General features: G+C 50.4%; 21 protein-coding genes and 1 tRNA gene. 3 read left to right on the forward strand and 19 right to left on the reverse strand.

All coding sequences use genetic code 11. From position 1 onward, the window contains the following. Positions 1-88: 88 nt before the first annotated feature. The 8 genes from DWX68_RS09595 to DWX68_RS09630 all read right to left on the reverse strand — a co-directional run bounded on the left by DWX68_RS09595 (position 89) and on the right by DWX68_RS09630 (position 8039). Positions 89-1357, reverse strand: coding sequence for a S41 family peptidase (locus DWX68_RS09595; RefSeq protein WP_022359888.1), 1269 nt, complete (start codon positions 1355-1357; stop codon positions 89-91). 212 nt (positions 1358-1569) lie between these two features. Continuing rightward, positions 1570-2847, reverse strand: coding sequence for a M23 family metallopeptidase (locus DWX68_RS09600; protein WP_107001481.1), 1278 nt, complete (start codon positions 2845-2847; stop codon positions 1570-1572). A gap of 67 nt (positions 2848-2914) precedes the next feature. Next, the gene (ftsX, locus tag DWX68_RS09605) at positions 2915-3823 is read right to left on the reverse strand and encodes a permease-like cell division protein FtsX (RefSeq protein ID WP_118293415.1); all 909 of its coding nucleotides are present in this window, start codon (positions 3821-3823) and stop codon (positions 2915-2917) included. Continuing rightward, entirely contained in the window at positions 3813-4496 is a 684-nt protein-coding gene (gene ftsE / locus DWX68_RS09610) for a cell division ATP-binding protein FtsE (protein WP_022359885.1), read from the reverse strand. The genes ftsX and ftsE overlap by 11 nt, the downstream gene beginning before the upstream one ends. A 79-nt stretch (positions 4497-4575) precedes the next feature. Next, positions 4576-5664 (reverse strand): helix-turn-helix domain-containing protein, encoded by a 1089-nt coding sequence (locus DWX68_RS09615; protein ID WP_107001479.1) that lies wholly within the window; start codon positions 5662-5664, stop codon positions 4576-4578. A gap of 293 nt (positions 5665-5957) precedes the next feature. Next, the gene (locus tag DWX68_RS09620; protein ID WP_107001478.1) at positions 5958-6332 is read right to left on the reverse strand and encodes a RidA family protein; all 375 of its coding nucleotides are present in this window, start codon (positions 6330-6332) and stop codon (positions 5958-5960) included. 21 nt (positions 6333-6353) lie between these two features. Next, the gene (locus DWX68_RS09625) at positions 6354-7187 is read right to left on the reverse strand and encodes a S1-like domain-containing RNA-binding protein (RefSeq protein ID WP_107001477.1); all 834 of its coding nucleotides are present in this window, start codon (positions 7185-7187) and stop codon (positions 6354-6356) included. Positions 7188-7322: 135 nt separating this feature from the next. Then, positions 7323-8039 (reverse strand): acyl-ACP thioesterase domain-containing protein, encoded by a 717-nt coding sequence (locus DWX68_RS09630; RefSeq protein WP_118293429.1) that lies wholly within the window; start codon positions 8037-8039, stop codon positions 7323-7325. A 283-nt stretch (positions 8040-8322) separates the two neighbouring features. On the opposite strand from DWX68_RS09630, the gene DWX68_RS09635 reads away from it, so the two are divergent. After that, a tRNA-Gln gene (locus DWX68_RS09635) sits at positions 8323-8395 on the forward strand. 183 nt (positions 8396-8578) lie between these two features. On the opposite strand, the gene DWX68_RS09640 is transcribed toward DWX68_RS09635, so the two are convergent. Then, complete coding sequence (locus DWX68_RS09640) at positions 8579-9079, reverse strand: DUF1700 domain-containing protein (protein ID WP_118469419.1); 501 nt, start codon at positions 9077-9079, stop codon at positions 8579-8581. Between the two features lie 90 nt (positions 9080-9169). After that, a complete protein-coding gene (locus DWX68_RS09645; RefSeq protein WP_118469418.1) occupies positions 9170-11107 on the reverse strand; it encodes a fructose-1,6-bisphosphatase in 1938 nt (645 codons plus the stop codon). Positions 11108-11476: 369 nt separating this feature from the next. On the opposite strand from DWX68_RS09645, the gene DWX68_RS09650 reads away from it, so the two are divergent. After that, on the forward strand, positions 11477-12289 hold the full coding sequence (locus DWX68_RS09650) for an MBL fold metallo-hydrolase (protein ID WP_118629243.1): 813 nt from the start codon (positions 11477-11479) through the stop codon (positions 12287-12289). A gap of 15 nt (positions 12290-12304) precedes the next feature. On the opposite strand, the gene DWX68_RS09655 is transcribed toward DWX68_RS09650, so the two are convergent. After that, the gene (locus tag DWX68_RS09655; RefSeq protein WP_182427970.1) at positions 12305-12754 is read right to left on the reverse strand and encodes a PaaI family thioesterase; all 450 of its coding nucleotides are present in this window, start codon (positions 12752-12754) and stop codon (positions 12305-12307) included. Between the two features lie 319 nt (positions 12755-13073). On the opposite strand from DWX68_RS09655, the gene DWX68_RS09660 reads away from it, so the two are divergent. Then, complete coding sequence (locus tag DWX68_RS09660) at positions 13074-14348, forward strand: M23 family metallopeptidase (RefSeq protein WP_243027683.1); 1275 nt, start codon at positions 13074-13076, stop codon at positions 14346-14348. A 199-nt stretch (positions 14349-14547) separates the two neighbouring features. Here DWX68_RS09660 and DWX68_RS09665 read toward each other — a convergent pair whose 3' ends face one another. The 8 genes from DWX68_RS09665 to secD form a co-directional block, all read right to left on the reverse strand. After that, entirely contained in the window at positions 14548-15711 is a 1164-nt protein-coding gene (locus tag DWX68_RS09665) for a phosphoglycerate dehydrogenase (protein WP_022359875.1), read from the reverse strand. 140 nt (positions 15712-15851) lie between these two features. Continuing rightward, the gene (serC, locus tag DWX68_RS09670) at positions 15852-16937 is read right to left on the reverse strand and encodes a 3-phosphoserine/phosphohydroxythreonine transaminase (RefSeq protein ID WP_118629249.1); all 1086 of its coding nucleotides are present in this window, start codon (positions 16935-16937) and stop codon (positions 15852-15854) included. A 54-nt stretch (positions 16938-16991) separates the two neighbouring features. Next, positions 16992-18674, reverse strand: coding sequence for a biosynthetic-type acetolactate synthase large subunit (gene ilvB, locus DWX68_RS09675; RefSeq protein WP_107001471.1), 1683 nt, complete (start codon positions 18672-18674; stop codon positions 16992-16994). A 92-nt stretch (positions 18675-18766) separates the two neighbouring features. After that, positions 18767-20443 carry a dihydroxy-acid dehydratase gene (gene ilvD, locus DWX68_RS09680; RefSeq protein ID WP_107001470.1) on the reverse strand — a complete coding sequence of 559 codons (1677 nt, stop codon included), beginning with the start codon at positions 20441-20443 and terminating at the stop codon, positions 18767-18769. Positions 20444-20550: 107 nt separating this feature from the next. After that, positions 20551-21636, reverse strand: a complete 1086-nt coding sequence (leuB, locus tag DWX68_RS09685; protein ID WP_117796026.1) for a 3-isopropylmalate dehydrogenase — start codon at positions 21634-21636, stop codon at positions 20551-20553. Positions 21637-21978: 342 nt separating this feature from the next. Then, complete coding sequence (gene yajC / locus DWX68_RS09690; RefSeq protein ID WP_022359870.1) at positions 21979-22254, reverse strand: preprotein translocase subunit YajC; 276 nt, start codon at positions 22252-22254, stop codon at positions 21979-21981. Between the two features lie 17 nt (positions 22255-22271). Continuing rightward, positions 22272-23408: a tRNA guanosine(34) transglycosylase Tgt gene (gene tgt, locus DWX68_RS09695; RefSeq protein ID WP_022359869.1), complete on the reverse strand. Its 1137-nt coding sequence runs from the start codon at positions 23406-23408 to the stop codon at positions 22272-22274. 17 nt (positions 23409-23425) lie between these two features. Beyond that, positions 23426-25588, reverse strand: a complete 2163-nt coding sequence (gene secD / locus DWX68_RS09700; protein ID WP_117796027.1) for a protein translocase subunit SecD — start codon at positions 25586-25588, stop codon at positions 23426-23428. Positions 25589-25604: the final 16 nt, after the last annotated feature.

Raw genomic sequence — 25604 nt, forward strand, 5'->3', positions numbered from 1 at the left:
TTTCTGGATACTTTTAAAGTTACTGTTCACGGATAGGCACTTTTGGAATCGAAAGTGCCGTAAGTTTTGGGGTCGTGTAAATAAGAAGTTACTTTCCCTTCACAACCTCAACCGCCTTCTGCAGCTGATTATCCTTCTCCTCTGGAATCACGACTTCCTGCGCCGCCTCTTCATCCAGCTCCACCTCGAGATCCGGCTCGATGCCTTTTCCATGGATATCATTTCCATTCGGCGTATAATAATGGTCGGTCGTCAGCTTGATCGCGCTTCCATCCGAAAGCGGCATCAGCGTCTGCACGATACCTTTACCGAAAGTCTTCGTTCCGACGATCGTCGCCACGCCGTAATCCTTCATCGCACCGGTAAATACCTCCGACGCGCTGGCGGAATTGCCATTTACCAGCACAACCATCGGGATCTCCAGGCTGTGTCCATCCTCAGCGTCGTATGTCTCCTCCGTGCCCTTCTTATTTGCCACGGTCAGGATCCGTCCGCCATCTTTCAGGATATAATCCGCCATTGAGACAACCGTCGTCACCTCGCCGCCCGGGTTGTTCCGCAGATCGATGATCAGGCGCTTCATGCCCTCGCCCTGCAGTTCCTCGATCTTGGATTTAAACTGATCGGCAGTCACACGGTCAAACTCTGCAACGGAAATATATCCGATCTCTTCATCCAGCATCTTGCCTGACACCGTCTGCACATCGATCGGTCTGCGGGTCAGGGTGATATCCTTGTACTCGTCGCTATTTTCACGATAAACCGTGATCGTCAGCTGGCTGCCTTCCTCGCCCTTGACGTAATTATTGACCAGAAGCGACAGATCCATGCCAATCACCTCGGTGCCGTCTACCTTATAAAGCGCATCACCCGGAAGTATGCCTGCCTCCTCGGCCGGGCTGCCCTCAAAGACGCGCACGATCGTGCTGACGCCGGTCTGGACATTCTGGGATACCAGAGCGCCGATGCCGCAGTAAGAACCATTTGTCTCATCCAGGAAGCTTGTCAGCTCGTCCGGCGTATAGTAAACCGCATACGGATCATTTAAACCACTCAAAAAGCCCTGATAAATGCCGGCTTCCTCCTCGGATGTATCAATTTTTTCCTCAAACAGGTACTTTTTATCGATAATATCCTGTATCTGCTCCAGCTTTTTCGTGACATTCTCAAAATTGACCGGCTCCTGTGCCTGCGACGGTGTTCCCTCGGTCTGTACCTGTACCTGTGTCTGATTATCGATCACACGGCGTCCAAACATGTAAATCCCCGCCGAAGCACCGACCGTGATCAGACACACCAGTGCTGTCACCAGCACACCGACCATCACACCGCGCCAGAATTTATTTTTACTGTCCATCTCTTATGCCTCCTGATTCCTGTCTATTCCTTCCGGATTTGTAACTGTTCAGTACCTTCACAGTCACGCGCAAAAATCCATCAAAAATTGCCTACGGCAATGGGATTTTTGCCTGCTGGTCCATGTTTTCGTACGGTCAGCGCAGTAAATGCGCAGACCTACTGAACAGTTACCCGGATTTCATCTTTTGCAGCCACCTGATACTTTCCGCACTACGGACTTACATAGCTCGAAGGGTTTACATAACTTCCGTTCTTGCGGACTGCAAAATGCAGATGAGAACCTGTCGAATATCCGGTCGAACCTACCTTCGCGATCGTCTGTCCGGCTTTTACCGTATCCCCTGCCGATACCAGAAGCTGGGAACAGTGCATATACACGGTTGAAAGTCCATTTCCATGGTTGACCACAACATAATTTCCAGCCGAATAACTGTAGGTTGCAATCGAAACCGTTCCTCCGGCGGCTGCCACGATGCTGCTGCCGGTCGAAGCGCTGATATCAATGCCCTTATGGTTCGAGGACGCGCCCGCCGTCGGTGATTTACGTTTTCCGAATCCAGATGTAATGCGTCCGCTTGCAGGGCACGGCCAGCGCAGCGAAGAACTTCCCGTCGAAGTGGTAGTCGTACTGCCAGTATTCCCTTTCGCGGTCGAATTATTCGTTTTTCCCGCTGCGGCGGCTTTTCTGGCAGCTTCCTCTGCCGCTTTTTTCGCCGCCTCTTCCGCTTCCTTCTTCTTAATCTCCGCCTCCATCTGCGCGATCTTGGCTTCCTGCGCCTTGATATCGTCCTCATACGCTTTCGCCTGCGCTGATTTCTCGCCGATCTGCGCGTTGACGTTCTGGAGTTCTTTATTTTTCTCATTCAGGAGAAGCTGGACTGAATCCTGCTTTGCCTCCGTCTGCGTCTTCATCTCCTGCAGCTCCGTCTTCTCCGTCTCCAGCTTTTTCTTGCTGTCCGCGATGGACTCTTTCGTCGCCACATACTGGTCGAGCATCTTCCGGTCATACTCCGAAATCTTTGAAACATACTCTGCCCGGTTTAAAAGCTCCGAGAGCGAACGGGCTTCCAGAAGCAGATTTAAGTAGCTGCTATCGCCCTTCTCATACATATATTTGATACGCATTTTCATCGAAGCATACTGCTTTTTTTCAGTTTTCTGCGCTTCCTCCAGCTTTACCGCCGTCTCATTGATGCTTTTCTGCTTGCTGGAAATATTATTTTCCAGCTTCGTGACCTGCGACTGCAGATCATTCATCTTCGTGTCCAGCTCCTTGACATAGCTCTCGGTGTTACTTTTCAGACCCTGAAGGCTTTTGATCGCCTCCTCGGTCTTCTTTTTCTCCTGTTCCAGGGCGCTTTTCTTATCCTTGGCGCTGCTTACATCCTTTTTCGTCGCTGCCGCCACCGAGGTCAGCACTGGGGAAGACGCCAGCGCCGCCGTCACAAGGAACAGAGCCGCACGTATTTTCAATCCCTGTTTTTTCATGTTCTCATCCTTTTTACCGCAAATTTCCGCTGCCGCCGCATTCTCCTACAGCAGCCGCCAATGTTTCTTACACCTTTAAATGTCTGCGGATCGTAAAGAAACTTCCGACAAAACCGATTCCCACGCCCAGCGCCATCGCCACGGCTACCATGCTCGGGAAAATGGTCTGAATCGGGATAAATTCAATCAGGTTCGACAAGATATCAAACCGTTCCATCATATATACAACCGCCTGGCGGTACAGAAAATACGTGATCGCCAGCGGAATCAGCGCGCCAACCAGACCGATCATCACACCCTGTACAACGAACGGCGCACGGATCATGAAATTCGTCGCACCGATCAGGCGCATGATCCGGTTTTCCTCCCGCCTAAATGCAGCTGCCGTCGTGATCGTATTGCTGATAAGGAAGATAGCAACTGCCAGCAGAATAGCGATGATCACCCCCGACAAAAGTCCCAGCATCTTGTTGAAGCTTGAAAGCCCGGACGCCGTATCGCTCGAATAATTGATCTTCCGGATCCCCTGCACCGTGCCAAGCCATGCAACCATGTCATCCTGCATGTCAATGTCTTTCAGATAGATCTCGTAGGACGCCGAACCGGCTAACGGGTTGTCATCTGCAAATCCTTCTGCCAGATCCTCGACTCCCTTAAAATATTCTTTCTTAAAATTCTCCCATGCCTCCTCGGCAGAAACATACTTTACTTCCTTGACCTCATCGCGGGCGCGTATCTCATCCCCGATTTTCTGTATATCGTCCTCACTCATATCTTCATTGAAGAAAACCGTGATTCCTACTGTAGATTCTGCATTCCGCACCATATACTGTACGTTGGCAATCAAGCCAAAAAACATACAGAACAGGAAAATACATGCCGAAATAATCGCCACCGACGCCAGTGAAAACCAGATATTCCGGATGATATTGCGCATGCCCTCCTTGGTGCAGTAAATCAATGTACTAATTTTCATGCCAGATACCGCCTTTTTGATCTCCCGTCAGCACGCCGCGCGTCAGCGTGATCACACGTTTTCCCATCTCTGCTACGATCTCCCGGCTGTGCGTTACCACAAGCACCGTCGTCCCGCGCCGGTTTATCTCCTCCAGAAGCTCCATGATCTCCATGGAATTATGTACATCCAGGTTTCCCGTCGGCTCGTCCGCCAGAAGTATCTCCGGCGAGTTGATCAGCGCACGGGCAATCGCAACACGCTGCTGCTCGCCGCCCGAGAGCTGGTTAGGGTATGCTTTATATTTTGAAGAAAGCCCTACCAGTCGGAGCATTTCCGGCACATTTTTCTTAATCTCACGGGGCGATACGCCGATGACCCGCTGTGCAAACGCGACATTTTCATATACCGTCTTATCCTTCAACAGACGGAAATCCTGAAACACCATTCCCAGCCGTCTGCGGTACTTCGGGATGTAGCGTCTCGGCATCTTTTCCAGATCCATATCGTTGACGATAATCTGACCGGAAGTCGGCTCCAGCTCCTTCAAAAGAAGCTTTAAAAGCGTCGATTTGCCGGAACCGCTTCGTCCCATGATGAAAACAAACTCGCCGTCCTGAATCTGAATATTGATTCCCTTTAAGGCTTTATTCCCCGTCTTGTACGTCTTGGTGAGATTTTTAACCTCTATCATGCGTAAATCCTCTTTTTCAATTCTCCAAATGAAATTGCTGCGGCAAAGGCAATCTTCCTCCCCGCCACAGCAATTTGGATTAATAATCCAGGTTTTCCATGTATTTCATATATTTTACAACCATCAGGGCAATCTTAAATGTGATCGCATCCTCAAACACCCGCAGATCCAATCCCGTGCTCTTCTGGAGCTTATCCAGACGGTATACCAGGGTATTGCGGTGGATGTAAAGCTGTCGGGAAGTCTCTGATACGTTCAGGCTGTTCTCGAAGAACTTGTTGATTGTCGTAAGAGTCTCCTCATCAAACTCATCCGGCGATTTGCCATCAAAAATTTCCTTGATAAACATCCGGCACAGCGGCAGCGGCAGCTGATAGATCAGACGTCCGATTCCCAGCTTGCTGTATGCGACCACATTTTTGCTGCTGTAGAAAATCTTTCCTACATCCAGCGCCATCTTCGCCTCTTTATAAGAACGCGATACGTCCTTGATCTCGTTGACGATCGTACCGAATGCCACGCTGACACGTGTCAGTGACTCGGTATTGAGCATATCTACGATGGATGTGGCTGTCTTTTCCAGATCGTCGTAAGTCTCGCCCGGTTTCACTTCCTTGACTAGAATAATGTTCTTCTCATCCACTGCCGTGATGAAATCCTTCGTCTTGGTCGAGAACAGGCTGCGGACGGTCTCAAGTGCATTCACATCCTTCTCATGCTGCGTCTCAATGATAAATACGATCCGCTTGACGTTCGTCTCGATGTGCAGCTTCTTCGCACGGTTATAAATGTCAACCAGAAGCAGATTGTCAAGCAGCAGGTTCTTGATAAAATTGTCCTTGTCAAAGCGCTCCTTATAAGCTACCAGCAGGTTCTGAACCTGAAATGCCGCCATCTTGCCGACCATGTATACGTCGTCGCTTCCGCCCTTGGCAAGAAGTATATATTCTAACTGGTGATCGTCAAACACCTTGAAAAACTGATATCCCTGTATCACCTGGCTGTCCGCCGGAGAGTCTACGAAAGCCAGAATTGCACTCTCATATTCCTCAGCGCCAGTAAATGTGGATGCCAGCACCTTGCCTTCCGTATCACAGATACAGAGATCGACACGCGTAATTCCTTTTAACCCCTCAATGTTTGTCTGGAGTATCTGGTTCGAAATCATATTCCTCTCTCCTTTTCTTTTATCCTCCGTCCAGCTGTGTTTCCGGGTCTTTCAACCTGTCATTCCCCAAACCCGTTTGTTACCCCTCCGGCAATCTGTGCCTGTGGACCATAACCGTTCCCCATCTGAATCTTGGACGGATCTTTCCCTTTATTTTAAAGCAAAGTGACGAAAAAAAAAAGAGGGCGGACGAAAAAAAGTGAATTTTTTCGTCATTTTGCCCTCACACGCCGGGATTTTCACAGACTGGAACTTGTTTTTCCGGCGAAATTTTCCAAATATGCGATTCATTCTTATTTTGCTGCGATCGCTTCCATCTCCATCAGGACGCCCTTCGGAAGTTTAGATACCTCGACGCAGGAACGTGCCGGGCATGCGCCCTCGAAATATTTCGCATAGATTTCATTTACTTTTCCGAAATCATCCATGTTCTGGATAAATACGGAGGTCTTTACAACCTGCTCCATGGAAGCACCTGCTGCCGCCAGAAGATTCTTTACATTGGTTAAAACCTGCTCTGCCTGAGCCTCGATTCCCTCCGGGATCTCGCCGGTTGCCGGATTGACCGGAATCTGACCAGATGCAAATACCATTCCATTTACTTCGATTGCCTGGGAATACGGGCCGATCGCTGCCGGTGCATTGGTTGTGCTGATTACTTTCTTCATGTCAAATCTCTCCTTTGTCTTTTATTTTAAACGGATAGAATCTTCGTTTACCTCTACTTTTCCTTCTTTTAAAAGGTGTCCAACCGCACGCTTGAACGCGTTTTTGCTTAGATTAAATTCGCGGCGGATAATCTCCGGCTCCGCGCGGTCATTAAACGGCAGAACGCCGTTTTTTTCTTTCAGACGTGCCAGCACCGCCTCGGCATCCGCATTCATCTGACGGTACGCCACCTCGCGCAGGCTCAAATCCATTTTTCCATCCTCGCGCACCTTCGTCACGCGTACCTTTAAAACCTCGCCCAGACGGCATTTTCCATACAGCTCACGGTTCGGAATCAGACCGAAATAGCGGTCTGCCACTGCCACGAACACGCCCAGATTTTCATTGATCTCATAGACGCGTCCCTCGGTCCACTCGTCCTTCTTGTACGGCGCATCACTGCAAAGATACGAATATACCTTCATCGTCGCCGCCAGACGACCGCTCTTATCGATATACAGCGCTACCAGGCACTCTTCCCCGGCGCGAACCGGATATACCTGCTCTTTAAACGGGAGCAGCAGATCTTTTTCCAGCCCCATATCGAGAAAGGCGCCGATCTTCGATACATCCTTGACCTTCAAAACCGCCGTCCCGCCCAGTTCCAGCTTCGGCATCGAGGTCGTCGCAATCAGGCGATCCTCGGAATCTTTATAAATAAATACCTTGAGCTTATCGCCCACTTTTGTGCCCTCCGGCACCTGTTTCTTCGGAAGCAGGACCGCCGCCGCATCATCTTTCTTCTGTCCCAGATACACGCCGAAGTTTTTCTCCCGCACTACCATCAGTTCCTGTACTCTTCCCAGTTCAATCATGTCATTCGTCCTCTCTTTTCTGCCGATCTCTTTTTTTATTTAACGGTTGCATTTTTCATTCACTGGCAGACAATCCACGCCGAATCTTTCTTCGGCTGCAATGATTCAGTTTCTTCACTGCTACATACAAACTCTTTACAAACCAGTCCTTGCCAGCCACAAATTCGCATACACCTGACCTTCCGCATCCTGCAGCGATACCACGTATCCTTCCGGCACCTGCGCCAGTTTCGGGTACATCACATTCCCAAGCACTGCCGCCTTCCGGTACTCCACCCGCAGTTCTCCGAGTGCAAAGTCCACAGGCAGCAATTCACGCGCAATCGCCACATACTGTGCATTGTTCACGTGCCGGTTCGTATCGAGATGATGGCGTTCCACCGTGACCGGCGCCGCCGTCTCATACGTCTCAGGCAGGCGGATTTTCTTCGGCGCTGGCGGCATTGCAAGCGGTTTATCTTCAATCTGGTAGCCCTCCAACTGGCTTTCCGGCACCCGCACCGGGCATCCTTTTTCCAGATCGTAGTAAAACCAGGTCGAATCCGCCCGCACCAGCGGGTTTCCCATCTCATCCTCGATCGTGAAATTCCGGTAGCCATAGATTCCCTTAAACCCATACGGCCAGGTCGAAATACGGATCCGCTCGCCAAAATGCGGCTGTCTGAGAATCTCTATCTGCCATCCGCTCAGCCACCACGCCCGTTTTTCCTCATTCAGATAGGAAATTCCGAGTTTCAGATCCTCCGACTGGAACGTCGAACAATCCTGAAGATAATTCATGATTCCCACTACAGAAAGATTTCCCTCTTCATCCGTCTCACTGTACCGGACCCGGCTGTCAAATGTATACATATCGCTCTCTTTTCCTTTCCGGCTTCCGGCTCCCCGCACCATCTCCGCGCATCCGCCATCTGCCGTTTCGTCCTATATTGCCTTAACATTCTGTCATGAAACTCATTATATCCGATTCGAACCACGTTGTCTACTTACAGACCCAGAATATTGCAGAATTTGCCGGACGCATGGCGCGGTTTCTGCCACAGCAGCCGCCCAAACAAAAAAAATTATCAAAAAAGCGAAAAAAGTAGTTGACGAATCTGTTCCCTTACAGTATAATACAAATCGTTCAATTCATTGGGCTATCGCCAAATGGTAAGGCAACGGACTCTGACTCCGTCATTTTCAAGGTTCGAATCCTTGTAGCCCAGCTAAAAAGCATTTGTTTGCCAAAGACGGCATGACAAGTGCTTTTTTTGTATTATGGAAACTCCCTCTGAAATGTTCCATAATACAACATTTTTCAACTCAATAAACCTCCATATGTTTGCGAGAAAACAAGAAAAGAACCCCCGCTCCGGTCATCCCTCACAGCCGGCGGCAGGGGTTCTTTTCTATTTCCAAATATTCTTAATAAATGTATAGATCAGCCAAATCAGAAGAATCGGTCCCGCCAGATGAATCAGGATGGTGAAAATACCTCCGACCAGTGCAAACAGCACAAATAAGATCGCGATAACCACCACGCTGAGAATCACCTTCCAGTACCATTTGTTCAAATCGATGTAATGGAAGTTCGGCGGCAGACCGCTGTCGTCCCGCTCCGAAAAACCGCCGTTGTAGGAGGACGCTGTGCGCCCGCTCCCGGCAGCGTCTCCCGAAGTGTACGAACCGCCCTGGCCGGTCTCCCCAGCGCCCTCGCTGCTGTCGATAATGGTTTTCGCAATCAGGCGTGGGCTGCCGATCTCCTCGATCACTTCTTCCTCCCTGCGCCCTTTCGCCGCCTCCTGGCGGATATACTGATCGTAATAGCTTATGTTGCTCTGGATGACTGAAGCCGAAACCTCGCCGTCCAGCGCCTCCCGAAGCTCCTGTAAAAACTCTGTCTTTCTCATCTTGTCTCCTTATTCCTCAAACCGTCCCGCTTCTCCCGTTTTACCCAGCCGAAAGAAACAAGCTTCCAGTTCCCGTCCTTTTCAACTGCCTCAGCGCACGCGCTCTTTCAAAAGTCCGCTCCGGTACGCTTTCAAGAGCTCTTTCAGATCCTCGATGCGACCCGCCAGCTCCTTGCCCTCGTCGGTATCCGCCACTGTGATGCGCTTCTGCATTTTCTCCACAATATATACCTTCGGCGTCCGCTCGCGCTCCGGGTCAAATGGCTTGTGTTCCGCAAGCGCGAGATGGTGCGAATTGAAAATCAACGTATATCCGGCGATTCCCGTCCGCTCCTGGTAGGCTTTCGACAGCCCGCCGTCAATGATGAAGAGCTTGCCGCCAGCCCGGATCGGTGTCTCTCCACTCTTAATCTTCACCGGCATATGCCCGTTGATGATATGCGATCCCTTCGTCGGAAGTCCAAATTCCTTCAAAATCATATCGCAGGTCTCTTCTTCCTCACTGAGCTGGTAATACGGGTTCATCGTCTCTCTCATCACTTCCGGATCCTCAATGAAATAATGCTCAAAGCTGCGGTTTTTGTCCTTTCCAAATACCGGCGATTTCGCACCATTCCACAGATACCACATAAAATCGCGGCACGCCTCCTTCTCCGGCGCGTCCTCTGGAAGAAAATAGGCATTTTTAACCTGTGTGTCAATAAAATCCATCAATTCCTTGCCGCGGTACATCTTGCCGCCCACCATCAGACCGTCAAATTCCCGATTCTCCGTCATCGGGATACAGCCGTGATAGAGCAGGTTGGAATTGCAGCATTTATACATGCTTCCGTTGGAATATAGGAAACGGACATGCTCATGCAGCCGTGCATTGTGGCGGAACGACAGCTCCAGCGTGTGAAGCAGCTCTTCCTCTTCGTCCGTCAGCCGCAGCGGATCCGCCGGATCCACCGTCGGGAAATTCATGTCGCGCATCGGATACTCTTTTCCATCGATCGTGACCGTGCCGCGGTCATAACGAATCGCTGACAGAAGTATCCGCTCTTCCATCCCGTACTCCGGATGGCGCTTGATGATCTGCCCCTCTTCCTTATACTGTAACACCGCGATCGCCTTGTGCATCTTCGCCGCCAGCTTCGGATCCACTGCGTCGTAAATATTTTTGTCAAGAATCTGCGGCAGAAAACAGGTACACGGATCGTCCCGGTACACGCGCTCCGCAAACATCGACAGCGGGCGCAGGTTAATTCCGTAGCCGTCCTCCAATACATCAAATCCATTGTAACCGAGCGCCATACGCAAAACATTGCAGATACACGCCCGGTTGCCCGTCGCCGCGCCCATCCACGAAATATCATGATTGCCCCACTGGATATCCACATCATGGAAATGCATCAGTTCCTCCAGAATGATATCTGGCCTCGGACCACGGTCAAATATATCGCCCAGGATATGAAGATTATCGATCGTCAGACTCCGGATCAGGCTGCAGATCACGACAATAAAGCTGTCCGCCACCCGGACGTCAATCAGGGTATTGATGAGTTCGCTGTAATACTCCGTCTTATTGTCATCGGTATTATCGACATATAAAAGCTCATCGATCACACCCGAAAATTCCCTCGGCATCTTTTTTCTTACCTTGGAACGGGTGTATTTCGACGAAACCTCCCGGCAGATCTGCACCAGACGGTAGACCGCCGTCTTCTGCCAGTCCTCCGTGTATTCGTTCGCCTGTTTGATCTGATTGATCATTTTTTCCGGATAATAGATAAGGTTCGCCAGCCGTACCTCGTCCTCCTCCGAAATAATATGTCCAAATGTCTCGCGGATCTTCTCCCGGATAATACCCGACGAACTGCGGAGCAGATAAATAAACGCCTCATGCTCACCGTGCAGGTCACTGAAAAAATATTCCGTGCCCTTCGGAAGTCCACAGATTGCCTGTAAATTAATAATATCACTCGCCGCCGCCCGGATATTCGGATACTCCCGCGAAAGCAGCTTCAAATATGCTAAATCCCTCATGTTATCAGCTCCCAAACTGCGCTGTCTGCCCGGATATTGTCGTGACTCGTTATCGTCGCGCTCGCTTTGGGTAAACAGCACATTATCTACATTGCATTTGCCTTTTTGATAGATTTATAGTAGCATAGATTCAGATCAGGGTCAAAATATATTTTCGGCACTTTCGGTTCCAAAAGTGCCTACTCGTGAACAGAAACATACTTTTGTTACTGTACACGCATACGTGCCCAGTAACAGAATTTGCCGTGGCTTCGCATTTAAATACGGCAAATTCCTGCTGCCACCATGTTTTCTTACGGCACTTTCGGTTCCAAAAGTGCCTACCCGTGAACAGAAACATATTTTTACATAAATACAGGAGGAACATTCATGACGCAACCACACACTCTCTACGTGTTTGGCACCGGCAACGCCACGATGACACGTTATTATAATACCTGCTTCGCCATCCGCTCCGGCGAGGAATATTTCATGACAGACGCCGGCGGCGGCAATGGCATCCTGCGGATTCTGGAAGAAATGCAGGTTCCATTAAACCGCATCCATCATCTCTTCGTGACACACGAACACACCGACCACATTCTCGGCGTGATCTGGATGATCCGGATGATTGGCACTGCCATCAAAAAGGGAAATTATGAGGGAATTTTTCATATTTACTGCCACGACGGCCTGATCGACACGATTCAGACCTTCTGCCGCCTGACACTCCAGAAGAAATTCTGCGACCTGATCGGCGATCCGATCCAGCTCATCCCGATTTCTGACCGCGAAACCCGGCAGATTCTCGATATGGAGGTCACCTTCTTTGACATTCATTCGACCAAGGCGCGCCAGTTCGGCTTCCGCGCTGTGCTGCCGGGCGGCAAGATCGTCTGCTGCCCGGGCGACGAACCGCTGAACCCGCTCTGCGAAGAATTTGCCAAAGGCGCCGACTGGCTTTTCCACGAAGCCTTCTGCCTCTACCGCGACCGGAAAATCTTCTCCCCTTATGAAAAACACCACAGCACCGTCAAAGATGCCTGCGAACTCGCCGAACGCCTCGGTGCGCAGCATTTGATTCTGTGGCACACTGAAGATAAGACTTATCCGGAACGCGCTGCTTTGTACCGCGCTGAAGGGGAAGCCTATTATCATGGGGATTTGCTGGTACCGGAGGATGGGAGTGTGATAGAGCTGTGATTGTATCTTGCAGCTCTACCTCTTCCTCAAATGATAATACGTCATCGTCGCCGACGCCAGCAGCGTCTCCTTATCATCATAAATCTTGCATTCGCACACCGAAAATGCATAACCATTCTGTATTTCCTGCGCCCGGGCGATGATTTTGGATGTGTTTTTTCCAGCTTTCAGATAATGGATCGTGCCATCCACGGTCGGGACTGCGTAGTCGCGCCCGGTCATCGCTGCGGTGCCGCCCACGGTATCCGCCAATGAATACAGGACGCCGCCGTGCACGATACCTAAGATATTCATATGCCACGGTTTCAATACAATCTCTCCAACTGCATAGCCCGGGCGTGCCTCGGTGATCTCCATCTCGATTTTCTTCCGGAAATCATTGGCTGCATCCGTCTCCTGTCCGCGCTTGTCCCAGACTTCTGAGAATGAGCCGGACGGCTTTTTCTTTTCTTCCTTCTTTTCCATTTCATGTACCTCCTTGTATATATGATTTACTCTCCTTTTTATCTCTCTGCAGGTCATCTATTGTTTTCTTCTATTTTTTCTATCACTTTTCTCTCTGATATAATCTGTTTGTATAATCTGTTTGCCTGAATCAGCCCATCCTTTTTCCTCGCCTCAAACGCTTTTTCTCATATTTTTCCAAAGATGGACTCATACTTTCTCCCATCCTCTCATACAATCTTATCAGATTGCAAAAATGTTATTGTTCACGCATACGTGCCCAGTAACGGAATTTGCCGTGGCTTCGCATTTAAATACTATCGCACAGGAGGGATCTGTCTTGAAACGAAGTTCTGTTATCATTGCACTGGAAATCTGCGCCATTGCGGCGCTCTTTGTCAGCTGGTCCTTCCAGCGTCCGAACAGCCGTCAGGTCACGGTCGGGAATGCGTCGGAACATTTTATCCGCTGGGTGGATTTCGATGTGACCGCCGACGCCATGACACAGGCGTTCCGCTATGATGTTGATACCTGCCAGCAGGATCTCCACCTGAACTGGGTCGATCTGCTCGCCTACCTGGGGGCGCGCTACGGGGGCGATTTTTCGCATTATCAGGCGTCCGATATGACGGAAGCTGCCGAACAGCTCCAAAATGGCGTTACAGTGGAAGAATTGACGAAAAATATGACCTCTTTTGCCTATTATCGTGAGGCTTACGGCGCGGTTCTGGATGGAATGGTCGGACTGTATGAAATTGAGATTCCGAAATCGGAAGCACCGGCTTTTGCACTGGCGGACGCGCAGATACAGGAAGGGGATCCGGCTGCCAATACTTCCTACGCAACGACACCACCAACAACAGCAGCAACAACAGCAACCACAACTGGTACAGACACAATCGACTCAGCCAGTCAAGCTTCACCAGAAACTTCAGCCTCATCCAACACACAAACTTCTCTCGAACCCCCAGCCCCCACTCTCTCCGATCCCGACGCTGTCCCCCTGACTCCCTCCGGTGAGGAAAAAGTCTGGGTTACCAAATATGGTCTGAAAGCGTTTCTCCCACTGGCGAAAAACTTTCCCTACAGCCACTATGACGATTTCGGTGTCTCCCGCAGCTACGGTTACCGGAGACGGCATCTCGGGCATGATATGATGGGGCAGACGGGAACGCCTGTGATTGCTGTGGAATCCGGGCGCGTCGAGGCGCTCGGCTGGAACCAGTACGGCGGCTGGCGCATCGGCATCCGCAGCTTTGACGGGAAACGATACTACTATTATGCACATTTACGCAAAGACTACCCCTACCAGTCAAACCTAAAAGAGGGCAGCCTTGTCACCGCCGGGGACGTGATTGGTTATCTCGGGCACACCGGCTACAGCAGCACTGAAAACACCAACAACATCGCTGAACCGCACCTGCATTTCGGATTGCAGCTCATTTTTGACGAATCCCAGAAAGAAGGAAACAACGAAATCTGGATTGACTGCTATGAACTGATCCGTTTTCTGGCGATAAACCGCTCCGAGACCGTCAAGAAAGAAGGCACCAAAGAATGGACGCGTGTTTATGAAATGAAAGATCCTAGTATCGATCAATTTTCCACCCCATGACAAAGTTTTCTTACCAAGTCAATCCTGTCGCTTAATATAACCCGCCACTGACAGTTTCTCACCAATATATACATATAATTATCACGTTAAAAAGCCATGCAGAGATTCTTCAATAAAAACATTCTGCAATCCATAAAAATACAGCCGGAAAAGGTGCACCCAAAACCGCACTTTCTCCGGCTGTTTTCAATAAAACTTATTATTTGATCACGCGCACGCGCATCATACCCTGAATAGCTTTCAGCTTCTCAATCGTCGCCGCGTCTGCCTTGGTCTCCAGATCAACCAGCGTATAAGCGTATTTATCACGGCTCTTGTTCGTCATGTTTGCGATGTTCATGTCAGTCGATGCCAGGATCGAGGAAATCTGTCCGATCATGTTCGGCACGTTCTTATGAAGAAGTGCAAGACGACCTACGGTTGTGCACACGCCCATATCGCAATTCGGGAAGTTGACGGAATTCTTGATATTACCATTGTCCAGGTAATCCATCAGCTCTTTGACTGCCATCACGGCACAGTTATCCTCGGATTCTTCTGTGGATGCGCCCAGATGTGGGGTTGCGATGACGTTCGGCATCTGCATTACTTTTGCATTCGGGAAATCGGTGATATAGCGTTTTACACGACCGGAAGCCAGCGCCTCTGCCATATCGTCGTCATTTACCAGAAGGTCACGCGCAAAGTTTAAGATAACCACGCCGTCCTTCATCTGTCCCAGGCTGTCTTTGTTGATCATCTGGCGGGTGCTGTCAAGCAGCGGTACATGAACGGTGATGTAATCGCATTCCTGATAGATCGTATCAACAGATGTGATGTGCTTTACGTCTCTGGAAAGCATCCACGCTGCTTTGACAGAAATGAACGGGTCATAGCCGTATACTTCCATGCCAAGCGCTGCAGCTGCGTTTGCAACCTCTGCGCCGATGGCGCCCAGTCCGATAACGCCAAGCTTTTTGCCGCGGATCTCATGACCGGCAAATTTCTTTTTCGCCTTCTCCATATCTTTGGAAATATTTTCATTGTCCTTCTGCTCCTTGCACCAGTCGATGCCGCCGACTACGTCTCTGGCTCCCAGCAGCATGCCAGCCAGCACCAGCTCTTTGACGCCGTTTGCATTAGCGCCCGGTGTATTGAATACGACAACACCAGCCTCCGCACACTTGTCAAGCGGAATGTTGTTGACGCCCGCTCCGGCACGTGCAACGGCACGCAGTCCCTTCGGAAGTTCCAGATCATGCATAGCAGCACTGCGGACCAGAATGCCCTCTGCCTCCGCCAGGTTGTCAGTCATCTCATAATTTTCGGTCAGTAAACCGGTTCCCAGCTTGGAAATCGGGTTCAGGCAATGGATTTTTCTCATTTTTTAACTCTCTTTTCTTTCAAAATTTCAAATCTTCCCATACGCGGGCTGTTTTTGTTTTAAAAAGTCCACTGCTGCAGCAGAAAGGAACGGATTCCCCCTCCCTTTCGCCGCAGCAATGGCATAAATTTTAAAATTGACTAATTTGTATGTTTTTTCTCAAATTCACGCATGAAAGCAACTAATTTCTCAACGCCCTCGATCGGCATTGCGTTGTAGATGCTGGCACGCATACCGCCGACGGTACGGTGACCTTTTAAGTTCACAAAGCCTGCCTCTTTGGCTTCCTTGACAAACAGGGCATCCAGATCTGCATCGCCGGTGATGAACGGTACATTCATCAGGGAACGATCCTTTTTCTCAACAGTACCCTTGAAGAGCTTGCTCTCATCGAGGAAATCGTAAAGGATCTTCGCCTTCTTCTCGTTGCGCTCCTTCATGGCACTTAAACCGCCCATTTTCTTGAGCCATTTAAATACCTTGCCGCACATATAGATGGTGTATGTAGGCGGTGTGTTGTACAGAGAGTCATTGTCTGCGTATGTTTTGTAGCGCAGCATGGTTGGTGTTCCCGGAAGAACATCCTCAGTGATCAGATCCTCGCGGATGATGACGATCGCCATACCAGCCGGACCTACGTTCTTCTGGACACCGCCCCAGAGAATACCAAACTTACTCACATCCAGCGGCTCTGACAGGAAACAGGAGGAGATGTCTGCTACCAGTGTCTTGCCCTTGGTGTTCGGAAGCTCGTGGTATACGGTTCCGTAAATAGTGTTATTTAAGCAGATATACACGTAATCTGCGTCCTCATCCACTGGAAGGTCCGAACAATCCGGGATGTAGGAAAAGGTCTTGTCAGCGCTGGATGCAATCGCGTTGGCGGTACCAAACATCTTTGCCTCCTGATATGCTTTCTTTGCCCACTGTCCGGTGATGATGTAATCCCCCACCTTATTTTTGAACAGGTTCATCGGAACCATGGCGAACTGCATATTGCCGCCGCCCTGTACGAATAATACTTTGTAATTGTCCGGAATCTGCATCAATTCGCGCAGATCCTTCTCTGCATCATCAATGATGGCCTGGAAATCCTTGGAGCGGTGGCTCATCTCCATGACGGACATGCCGCTGCCCTGGTAATCCAGCATCTCTGCCGCTGCCTCTCTCAGTACCTCCTCCGGAAGTACTGCCGGACCTGCCGAAAAGTTATAGACTCTGCTCATAATAAATCTCCTCCTGTCTTACACAAAAATGTGATAATTGCCCCCATTTTACAACTATTCGATGCGTAAGTCAATCTCATCAAACGCTTCCTCGATCGGTTTTCCAGCCGGAACCATCGGGAATACCTTGTCATCGCTGCCGATCTGGCACTCGATCATAACCGGGATATTTAAGCTGATCGCCTCGCGCAGCACCGGCTCCACATCCTCTTTCTTCGTGATACGGTATGCCTTCGCGCCCATGCCCTCTGCCACCTTGACGAAATCCATCTGATCGTAAAGCTCCGTCTGGGAATAGCGTTTTCCATAGAACAGGGTCTGCCACTGGCGCACCATACCCAGAACATGGTTGTTAAATACAACCTCGATAACCGGGATATTGTAGCGGGTTGCCGTCGCAATCTCGTTCATGTTCATACGGAAACAGCCGTCTCCGGCAATATTGATAACCGTCTTATCCTTACAGCCCATCTTAGCACCAATCGCTGCACCCAGACCGTAGCCCATGGTGCCCAGACCGCCGGAGGTCAGAAGCTGTCTCGGACGTTTGTATTTATAATACTGTGCCGCCCACATCTGATGCTGTCCGACATCGGTACAGATGATCGCATCGCCGCCGGTTACCTTGTAGATCTCTTCCATGATATACGGACCGGTCAGAACTTCCTTATTGTAGCGGAGCGGGTACATATCTTTCAGACGCTCAATGTGACTCAGCCACTCGTCATGGTTCATCGGATCCAGACGCGCGTTTAACTTACGCAGAATAATCTTGACATCGCCAATAATGCTCGCATCGGTCTGGATATTTTTGTTGATCTCCGCCGGATCGATATCTATGTGTAAAATCTTTGCATTGGTTGCAAAATGGTTCGGATCGCCCACAACACGGTCACTGAAACGCGCGCCTACAACGATCAGCAGATCGCACTCTGCCACACCGAGGTTGGATGTCTTGGTTCCGTGCATACCGATCATACCGGTATAAAGGACATCGGTTCCGTCAAATGCACCTTTACCCATCAGGCTGTCACCCACCGGTGCCTGAATTTTATGTGCAAATGCACTTAATTCATTGGCAGCATCTGACGCCACTGCACCGCCGCCGACAAAAATAAACGGTTTTCTCGCCGCCTTGATCATCTCGATCGCCTTTTCCATGTCTTCCTCACGGATCAGCTCTGTCTCGCGCTCGATCGGCTGCGGTTCCTTCGGCTCGTACTCGCAGGCCGCTGCCGTCACATCCTTGGTGATATCCACCAGAACCGGACCCGGACGGCCACTCTTAGCGATCACGAACGCACGACGGATCACATCTGCCAGCTTCGTGACATCCTTTACGATAAAATTATATTTCGTGATCGGCATGGTAACACCCAGAATGTCGATCTCCTGGAAGCTGTCTTTTCCAAGAAGCCCTGTCGTTACATTACAGGTGATGGCTACCATCGGAATGGAATCCAGGTTAGCCGTTGCAATACCCGTAACCAGGTTTGTAGCTCCCGGACCGGATGTCGCCATACACACACCGACCTTACCGGTTGCTCTCGCGTAGCCGTCTGCCGCGTGGGACGCTCCCTGTTCATGAGAGGTCAAAATATGGGTGATTTCATCCTTGTGTTTATAAAGTGCATCATAAATGTTGAGGATCGCGCCGCCCGGATAACCGAACACCGTGTCTACCCCCTGCTCTTTCAAGCATTCAATGACAATCTCTGCTCCTGTCAATGTCTTCATCTGTCTAACCTGCTTTCCTTCCTTAAACCATTTTAAATGCATATCAAGCAGTACTTTCCGTCTCAAAAGCACCTGTCTGAAGCCCGCAATGATTACTTCTGTGTCTTCGGAACCTCCAGGATTGCGCCCCGGTTTCCGCTCGTTACAAGCGCTGCGTAACGTGCCAGGTATCCGGTCGTAACCTTCGGTTCTCTCGGCTGCCATTTCTTTCTTCTCTCTGCCAGCTCCTCGTCGGATACGAGTACGTTCAGGGAGTTATTATTGATATCGATGGAAATAATATCGCCTTCCTCAACCAGCGCGATCGGTCCGCCGACTGCCGCCTCCGGAGAAACGTGTCCGATGGATGCACCTCTGGATGCGCCGGAGAAACGTCCGTCTGTAATCAGAGCTACGCTGGAACCAAGTCCCATACCTGCGATGGCAGAAGTCGGGTTCAGCATCTCACGCATGCCCGGACCGCCCTTCGGTCCCTCGTAACGGATGACAACAACATCGCCAGCCACGATCTTGCCGCCCTTGATCGCTGCAATCGCGTCTTCCTCACAGTCAAACACACGCGCCGGTCCCTGATGTACCAGCATCTCCGGTGCAACGGCAGAACGTTTTACAACGCCTGTATCCGGTGCCAGGTTTCCTTTCAGGATCGCGATACCGCCAGTCTGGCTGTACGGATTGTCGATCGGGCGGATAACCTCCGGATTCTTGTTGACACAGCCCTTGATATTCTCGCCAACGGTCTTGCCGGTTACGGTCATGCAGTCCAGATTCAGAAGGTTCTTCTTGGACAGCTCATTCATAACCGCATACACGCCGCCTGCCTCGTTCAGATCCTCCATGTAGGTCGGACCTGCCGGCGCCAGATGGCACAGGTTCGGGGTGCGCTTGCTCATCTCATTGACCAGCTCCATGTTCAGGTCTACGCCTGCCTCATGTGCAATCGCCGGAAGATGCAGCATACTGTTGGTAGAACATCCGAGTGCCATATCCACGGTCAGTGCATTTAAAAATGCCTTTTCTGTCATAATATCTCTCGGACGGATGTTTTTCTCATACATCTCCATAACCTTCATACCAGCGTGTTTTGCCAGTTTGATTCGCTCGGAGTAAACTGCCGGGATCGTACCGTTGCCCTGAAGACCCATGCCGAGTACCTCTGTTAAGCAGTTCATGCTGTTGGCGGTGTACATACCGGAACAGGAACCGCAGGTCGGGCAGACCTTACATTCGAATTCTTTCACATCTTCTTCCGTCATGGTGCCTGCTGCGTAGGAACCAACTGCCTCGAACATGCTGGAAAGACTTCTCTTCTGTCCCTTTACATGACCGGCTAACATCGGACCGCCGCTGACAAATACAGTCGGTACATTGACGCGGGCTGCTGCCATCAGAAGTCCCGGTACGTTTTTATCACAGTTTGGAACCATAACCAGCGCATCGAACTGATGTGCCAGCGCCATACATTCGGTGGAATCTGCGATCAGATCACGGGTAACCAGGGAATATTTCATGCCGACATGTCCCATAGCGATACCATCACAGACTGCGATCGCCGGAAATACAACCGGTGTGCCGCCAGCCATCGCTACGCCCAGCTTCACGGCATTTACAATCTTGTCCAGGTTCATGTGTCCCGGAACAATCTCATTATAAGAACTTACGATACCGACGAGAGGTTTGTTCATCTCCTCTTCCGTCATACCGAGTGCATTAAACAAAGAACGGTGAGGTGCCTGCTGCATCCCTTTTCTTACTGCATCACTTTTCATCTTTTCGTCTCCTTCTATCTCTTTCGACGACCTCCGCCCCTGGTGACAGGGGCGGTTTTTACGTTTATCTTTGATTTTATCGCATTTATGAAATTTTTGCAATCTTTCTATTTAATTCTCTCACAGATCAGCCTGCCCATCTCAACGGTTCCAACCTGCTTGCAGCCATCCGCCATGATATCCACGGTACGGTAGCCCTCGGTCAGTACCTGCTGTACGGCATCCTCGATGGCTTTTGCTTCCTTATCCAGATCGAAGGAATAGCGGAGCATCATCGCTGCAGAAAGAATAGTTGCAATCGGGTTTGCGATGTCCTTGCCCGCGATGTCCGGTGCGGAACCGTGGCTCGGCTCATAGAGACCAAATTTGCCCTCGTTTAAGCTGGCTGAAGACAGCATACCGATGGAGCCGGTAATCATGCTTGCCTCGTCAGAAAGGATATCGCCAAACATGTTCTCAGTCAGGATCACGTCGAACTGTCCCGGATTCATGACAAGCTGCATCGCGCAGTTATCAACCAGCATATGGGTCAGGGTAACTTCCGGATAATCTTTAGCAACTTCCTCGACTACCTTTCTCCACAGGCGGGAGGAATCCAGTACGTTTGCCTTATCGACGCTAATAACGCTCTTGCGGCGCTTCATCGCGATATCGAATGCCTTGATTGCGATCCGGCGGATCTCATTTTCATTGTAGGTCAGGGTATCTACCGCGGTCGTCACGCCATCAATCTCCTTCGTGTAACGGTCGCCGAAGTACAGACCACCGGTCAGCTCACGCATGATAACCATATCGAAGCCGTCGCCGATGATCTCTTTCTTTAGCGGGCAGGCATCTGCCAGCTCTTTGTAGAGGTATGCCGGGCGGATATTCGCGAACAGTCCCAGACCTTTACGGATGGCAAGAAGACCGGCCTCCGGACGCAGGTTCGGAGCCACATCGTACCAGCGGGAATTTCCCACGTTGCCGCCGACTGCACCGAGCAGGACGGAATCACTCTTTTTCGCGGTCTCCAGTGCCTCATCGGTCAGCGGTACGCCGTACTCGTCGATGGAACAGCCGCCCATCAGGATTTTTGTATAATTAAATGTATGACCGTAGACAGCGCCCACCTTGTCCAGCACGCCGCATGCCTCTCTCACAATCTCCGGTCCGATTCCGTCACCCGGAATCACAGTAATATTGCAATTCATAATAAAATACCTCCCTTGTTTCAAACGGTTACTTTTTATCATATCGGATTCCGTCCTATTTTGCAATCTTCTGACAAAGGAAAACGGGTATTCCCCATATAGTAATTTGGAATTTATTCTATAACCTGGGGTTATCTGTAAAATAAAAAAGAATGTGCCTTGGCACATTCTCGCGCCGAGCGCGGTCGCTTGCGACATGTTTCTGCTTCGCGCGAGTGCGCATCATTGGCACGTTAGTGCCTTTTTGTGTCATAGGGAATTCCAAGGAATTTCCTGTTACACAAAAAAAGGACCGCCGCCCCCATCGGGAGCTGCGATCCTCTCACTTTCTTACCGTTCTTCTTAGACTTCCGGTTTCTCAACCTGAACGATTGCATCCTTACGCATCGGGATGCGGCAGTTCTTGTTGCTTCCGAATTCTACGATTACAGTATCATCGGTCATATCGATAATCACGCCGTAGAAGCCGCTGGATGTCAGAACGCTGTCGCCTACTGCTACGGTTGCCATCAGTTCTGCCTGTTTTTTCTTTTCCTTGGACTGTGGACGGATTGCCATAAAATAGAAGATGGCAATGATAAATACAAGGTAAACGATCATTCCGCTTGTGCTGCTCATGTGGTATATTTCCTCCTTTAGTTCGATTCACCCATCATGCCTGCAAGTTTCTTTGCTTTATACTCAGCATAACAGTGATGTTCGATCGCGTCGCGAATCTCTTCCATCATTTTATTATAAAAATACAAATTATGCAAGACGCATAATCTCATCCCCAGCATTTCCTTCGCCTTAAACAGGTGGCGGATATATGCGCGGGAGTAAGAACGGCATGCCGGGCAGCCGCAGCCTTCCTCGATTGGGCGCGGATCCAGCTCATATTTGCTGTTCAGGAGATTTAATTTGCCATGGTTCGTGTATACATGGCTGTGGCGTCCATTCCGGGACGGGTACACACAGTCAAAGAAATCGACGCCCCGGTCTACCGCTTCCAGGATGTTTGCCGGTGTGCCAACGCCCATAAGATAAGTCGGCTTGTCCTCCGGCAGGTGCGGAACGACTGCATCCAGAATCCGATACATTTCCTCATGGCTCTCGCCAACTGCCAGACCTCCGACCGCATAGCCATCGAGGTTCATTTTGCTGATTTCCTTCGCGTGTTCGATACGGATATCCTCGTAAATCGCACCCTGATTGATACCAAACAGGAGCTGTTCCCGGTTGACCGTATCCGGCAGTGCATTGAGGCGTGCCATCTCATCCTTGCAGCGCGCCAGCCAGCGCGTCGTGCGCTCCACTGATTTCTGTACATAGTCCCGATCGGCAAGACTCGGCGGGCACTCATCAAATGCCATCGCGATCGTCGAACCTAAGTTGGACTGAATCTGCATACTTTCCTCCGGTCCCATGAAAATCTTGTGACCATCGATGTGGGAGTTAAAATAAACGCCCTCTTCTTTAATCTTCCGCAGTCCCGCCAGGGAAAACACCTGAAATCCGCCGGAATCCGTGAGGATCGGGCGATCCCAGTTCATAAATTTGTGCAGACCGCCAAACTGTCGGATCAGCTTGTCGCCGGTACGGACATGGAGGTGGTAGGTATTGGAAAGTTCCACCTGCGTGCCGATCGTGCGGAGATCATCGGTCGAAACCGCGCCCTTGATCGCCGCCACCGTGCCGACATTCATGAAAACAGGCGTCTGGATGGTTCCGTGGACCGTTTTCATTTCCGCGCGTTTTGCGCGGCCATCTTTGTATAAAATCTTGTATTCCATCTTTTTTCCTATACTTTTTACTTCTCTGCCTTTGCCTTCTTGCCAGCCGGTTTGGCATTCTTCTCCATGCGCTTTTTATTCAGCACATACCAGACAGAGCCGGACAGGCATACGGACGAATACGTACCGCAGATCAGACCTACCATCAGCGGAAGAGCAAACTCACGGATGGAAGATACACCCAGGATGTAAAGAATCAGGACCATGACGAAGGTCGTCAGCGTCGTGTTGATGCTTCGCGTCAGGGTCTGGCTGATACTGGTGTTGACGATCGTCTCAGCGGACTCTTTATTGCCCAGAAGCTTCATATTCTCACGGATACGGTCGAAGATAACGATCGTCGCGTTGATTGAGTAACCGACAATCGTCAGCATGCAGGCGATGAACGTCGAACCAACCGACCAGCGCAGCATCGCATAGCAGGTCAAGACAACCAGTACATCGTGCATCAGGGCAAGAACCGCGCCCGCCGCGAACGTGATATTGCTGAAACGGAACCAGATGTAGATCAACATGCAGATCGTCGCAATCGTAACCGCCACAATCGCATCGCGCTTCATCTCCTGGCTGACTGCACCGGAGATACTATCGGCTGTGATCTTCTCTTTATCCACACCAAACTGATCCGCCAGCGCCTGGTTTAACTCTTCGCGCTCGTCCATGTTCAGGGTACGTGTCTTGATGATAACCTCGTTGCTTCCGGCTACCTTCTGGGTCTGTGTGCCAGCTTCGCCGGTAATCTTTTCTACCACCGGAACCACCTGGGAGGAAATATCTTCCAGAGACATATCCTCGTTAAAGGTAACGTTTGTAGAAGTACCGCCTCTGAACTCCATGCTGTAGTTGAGCGGCACACCCATCGAAGACTGATTGTGAACCATGCTACCGACGCCTGCCAGAATGATCACGAGCGACAGAGCAAAGTAAAGCTTGCGGAATTTCAGGAACGGACGCGTCTTCATATCCTTGCGGCATCCGTAGAATTTCGCATCCTCAAAGCCCATCTCATAGAAGCAGTTCAGGGCAAATTTGGTTACAAACAGCGCCGTGAACATAGAAAGCACGATACCGATTGCCAGCGTCGCCGCAAAGCCCTTGACGGTACCGGAACCTCTCCAGAACAGAACCGCTGCCGCAATCAGGGTGGTTACGTTTCCGTCGATGATCGCGGAAAGTGCCTTGGCGAAACCTGCCTTGATCGCATTCTTGACGGATGTTCCCAGACCGATCTCCTCTTTGATACGGGTGAAAATGATAACGTTCGCATCCACCGCCATACCAATCGACAGGATGATACCAGCCACGCCCGGAAGCGTCAGAGTCACCTCAAATGCAACTAACAGGATCAGGATCAGACCGACATACAGGCACAGAGCCAGAGATGCAGCCAGACCCGGAAGCAGATATACGGCAATCATAAATACAATGACAATGGCAAATCCGATCAGACCTGCCTTTAAGCTGGTGGAGATCGCCTCCTGGCCCAGCTTCGCGCCAACTACGTTGGAACGCAGCTCTTCCAGCTCCAGGGACAGGGAACCGATACGGATCGTGGACGCAAGATTATTTGCCTCTTCATAATCCGCCATGCCGTCGATCTGGCACTGTCCGCCTGTGATCGCCTCACGGACGGTCGGAGCAGAAATAATCTGGTTATCATAAATGATATAAATTGGTTTTCCGACGCCATTCGTGGTCGCCTCAGCAAATGCCTGTTTACCTTCCTCGGTAAAGGTCAGAGAAACGACATACGCCTTGGAACCGGTCGCCTTATCCTCGGTCATGCCGGCTTTCGCGCTGGCAACCTGTTTACCATCAAGGATCTGATTTCCTTCAGAGTCCACGAAAATCAGGGAACCCGGTTTTCCTAACTCTTCCAGAATCGCGTTGGCATCCGATACACCCGGAATATCTACGTTGATACGGTTATTACCCTCCTGGTAAACCTCCGCCTCGGTACTGTAATTCTGTACACGCTGCTGGAGCTTGTAGATCGTATCCGCCATATCCTCGGAAGACGGATTTTCTTCTTTCGCCTGATAGGTAATGCTGACACCGCCAGCCAGGTCAAGACCCAGCTTGATCTGATTCATCGTCGAATAGCCGAAATAGCCGAATACGCCGATGGCAATCAGAAGGAGCAGCATCCCCAGGAAGCTTTTTCCTTTTTTGTTCTTCATTCCTCTCTCTCCTTGT

It is taken from the genome of Clostridium sp. AF20-7, assembly GCF_003479275.1.
Classification (GTDB): domain Bacteria; phylum Bacillota; class Clostridia; order Lachnospirales; family Lachnospiraceae; genus Otoolea; species Otoolea fessa.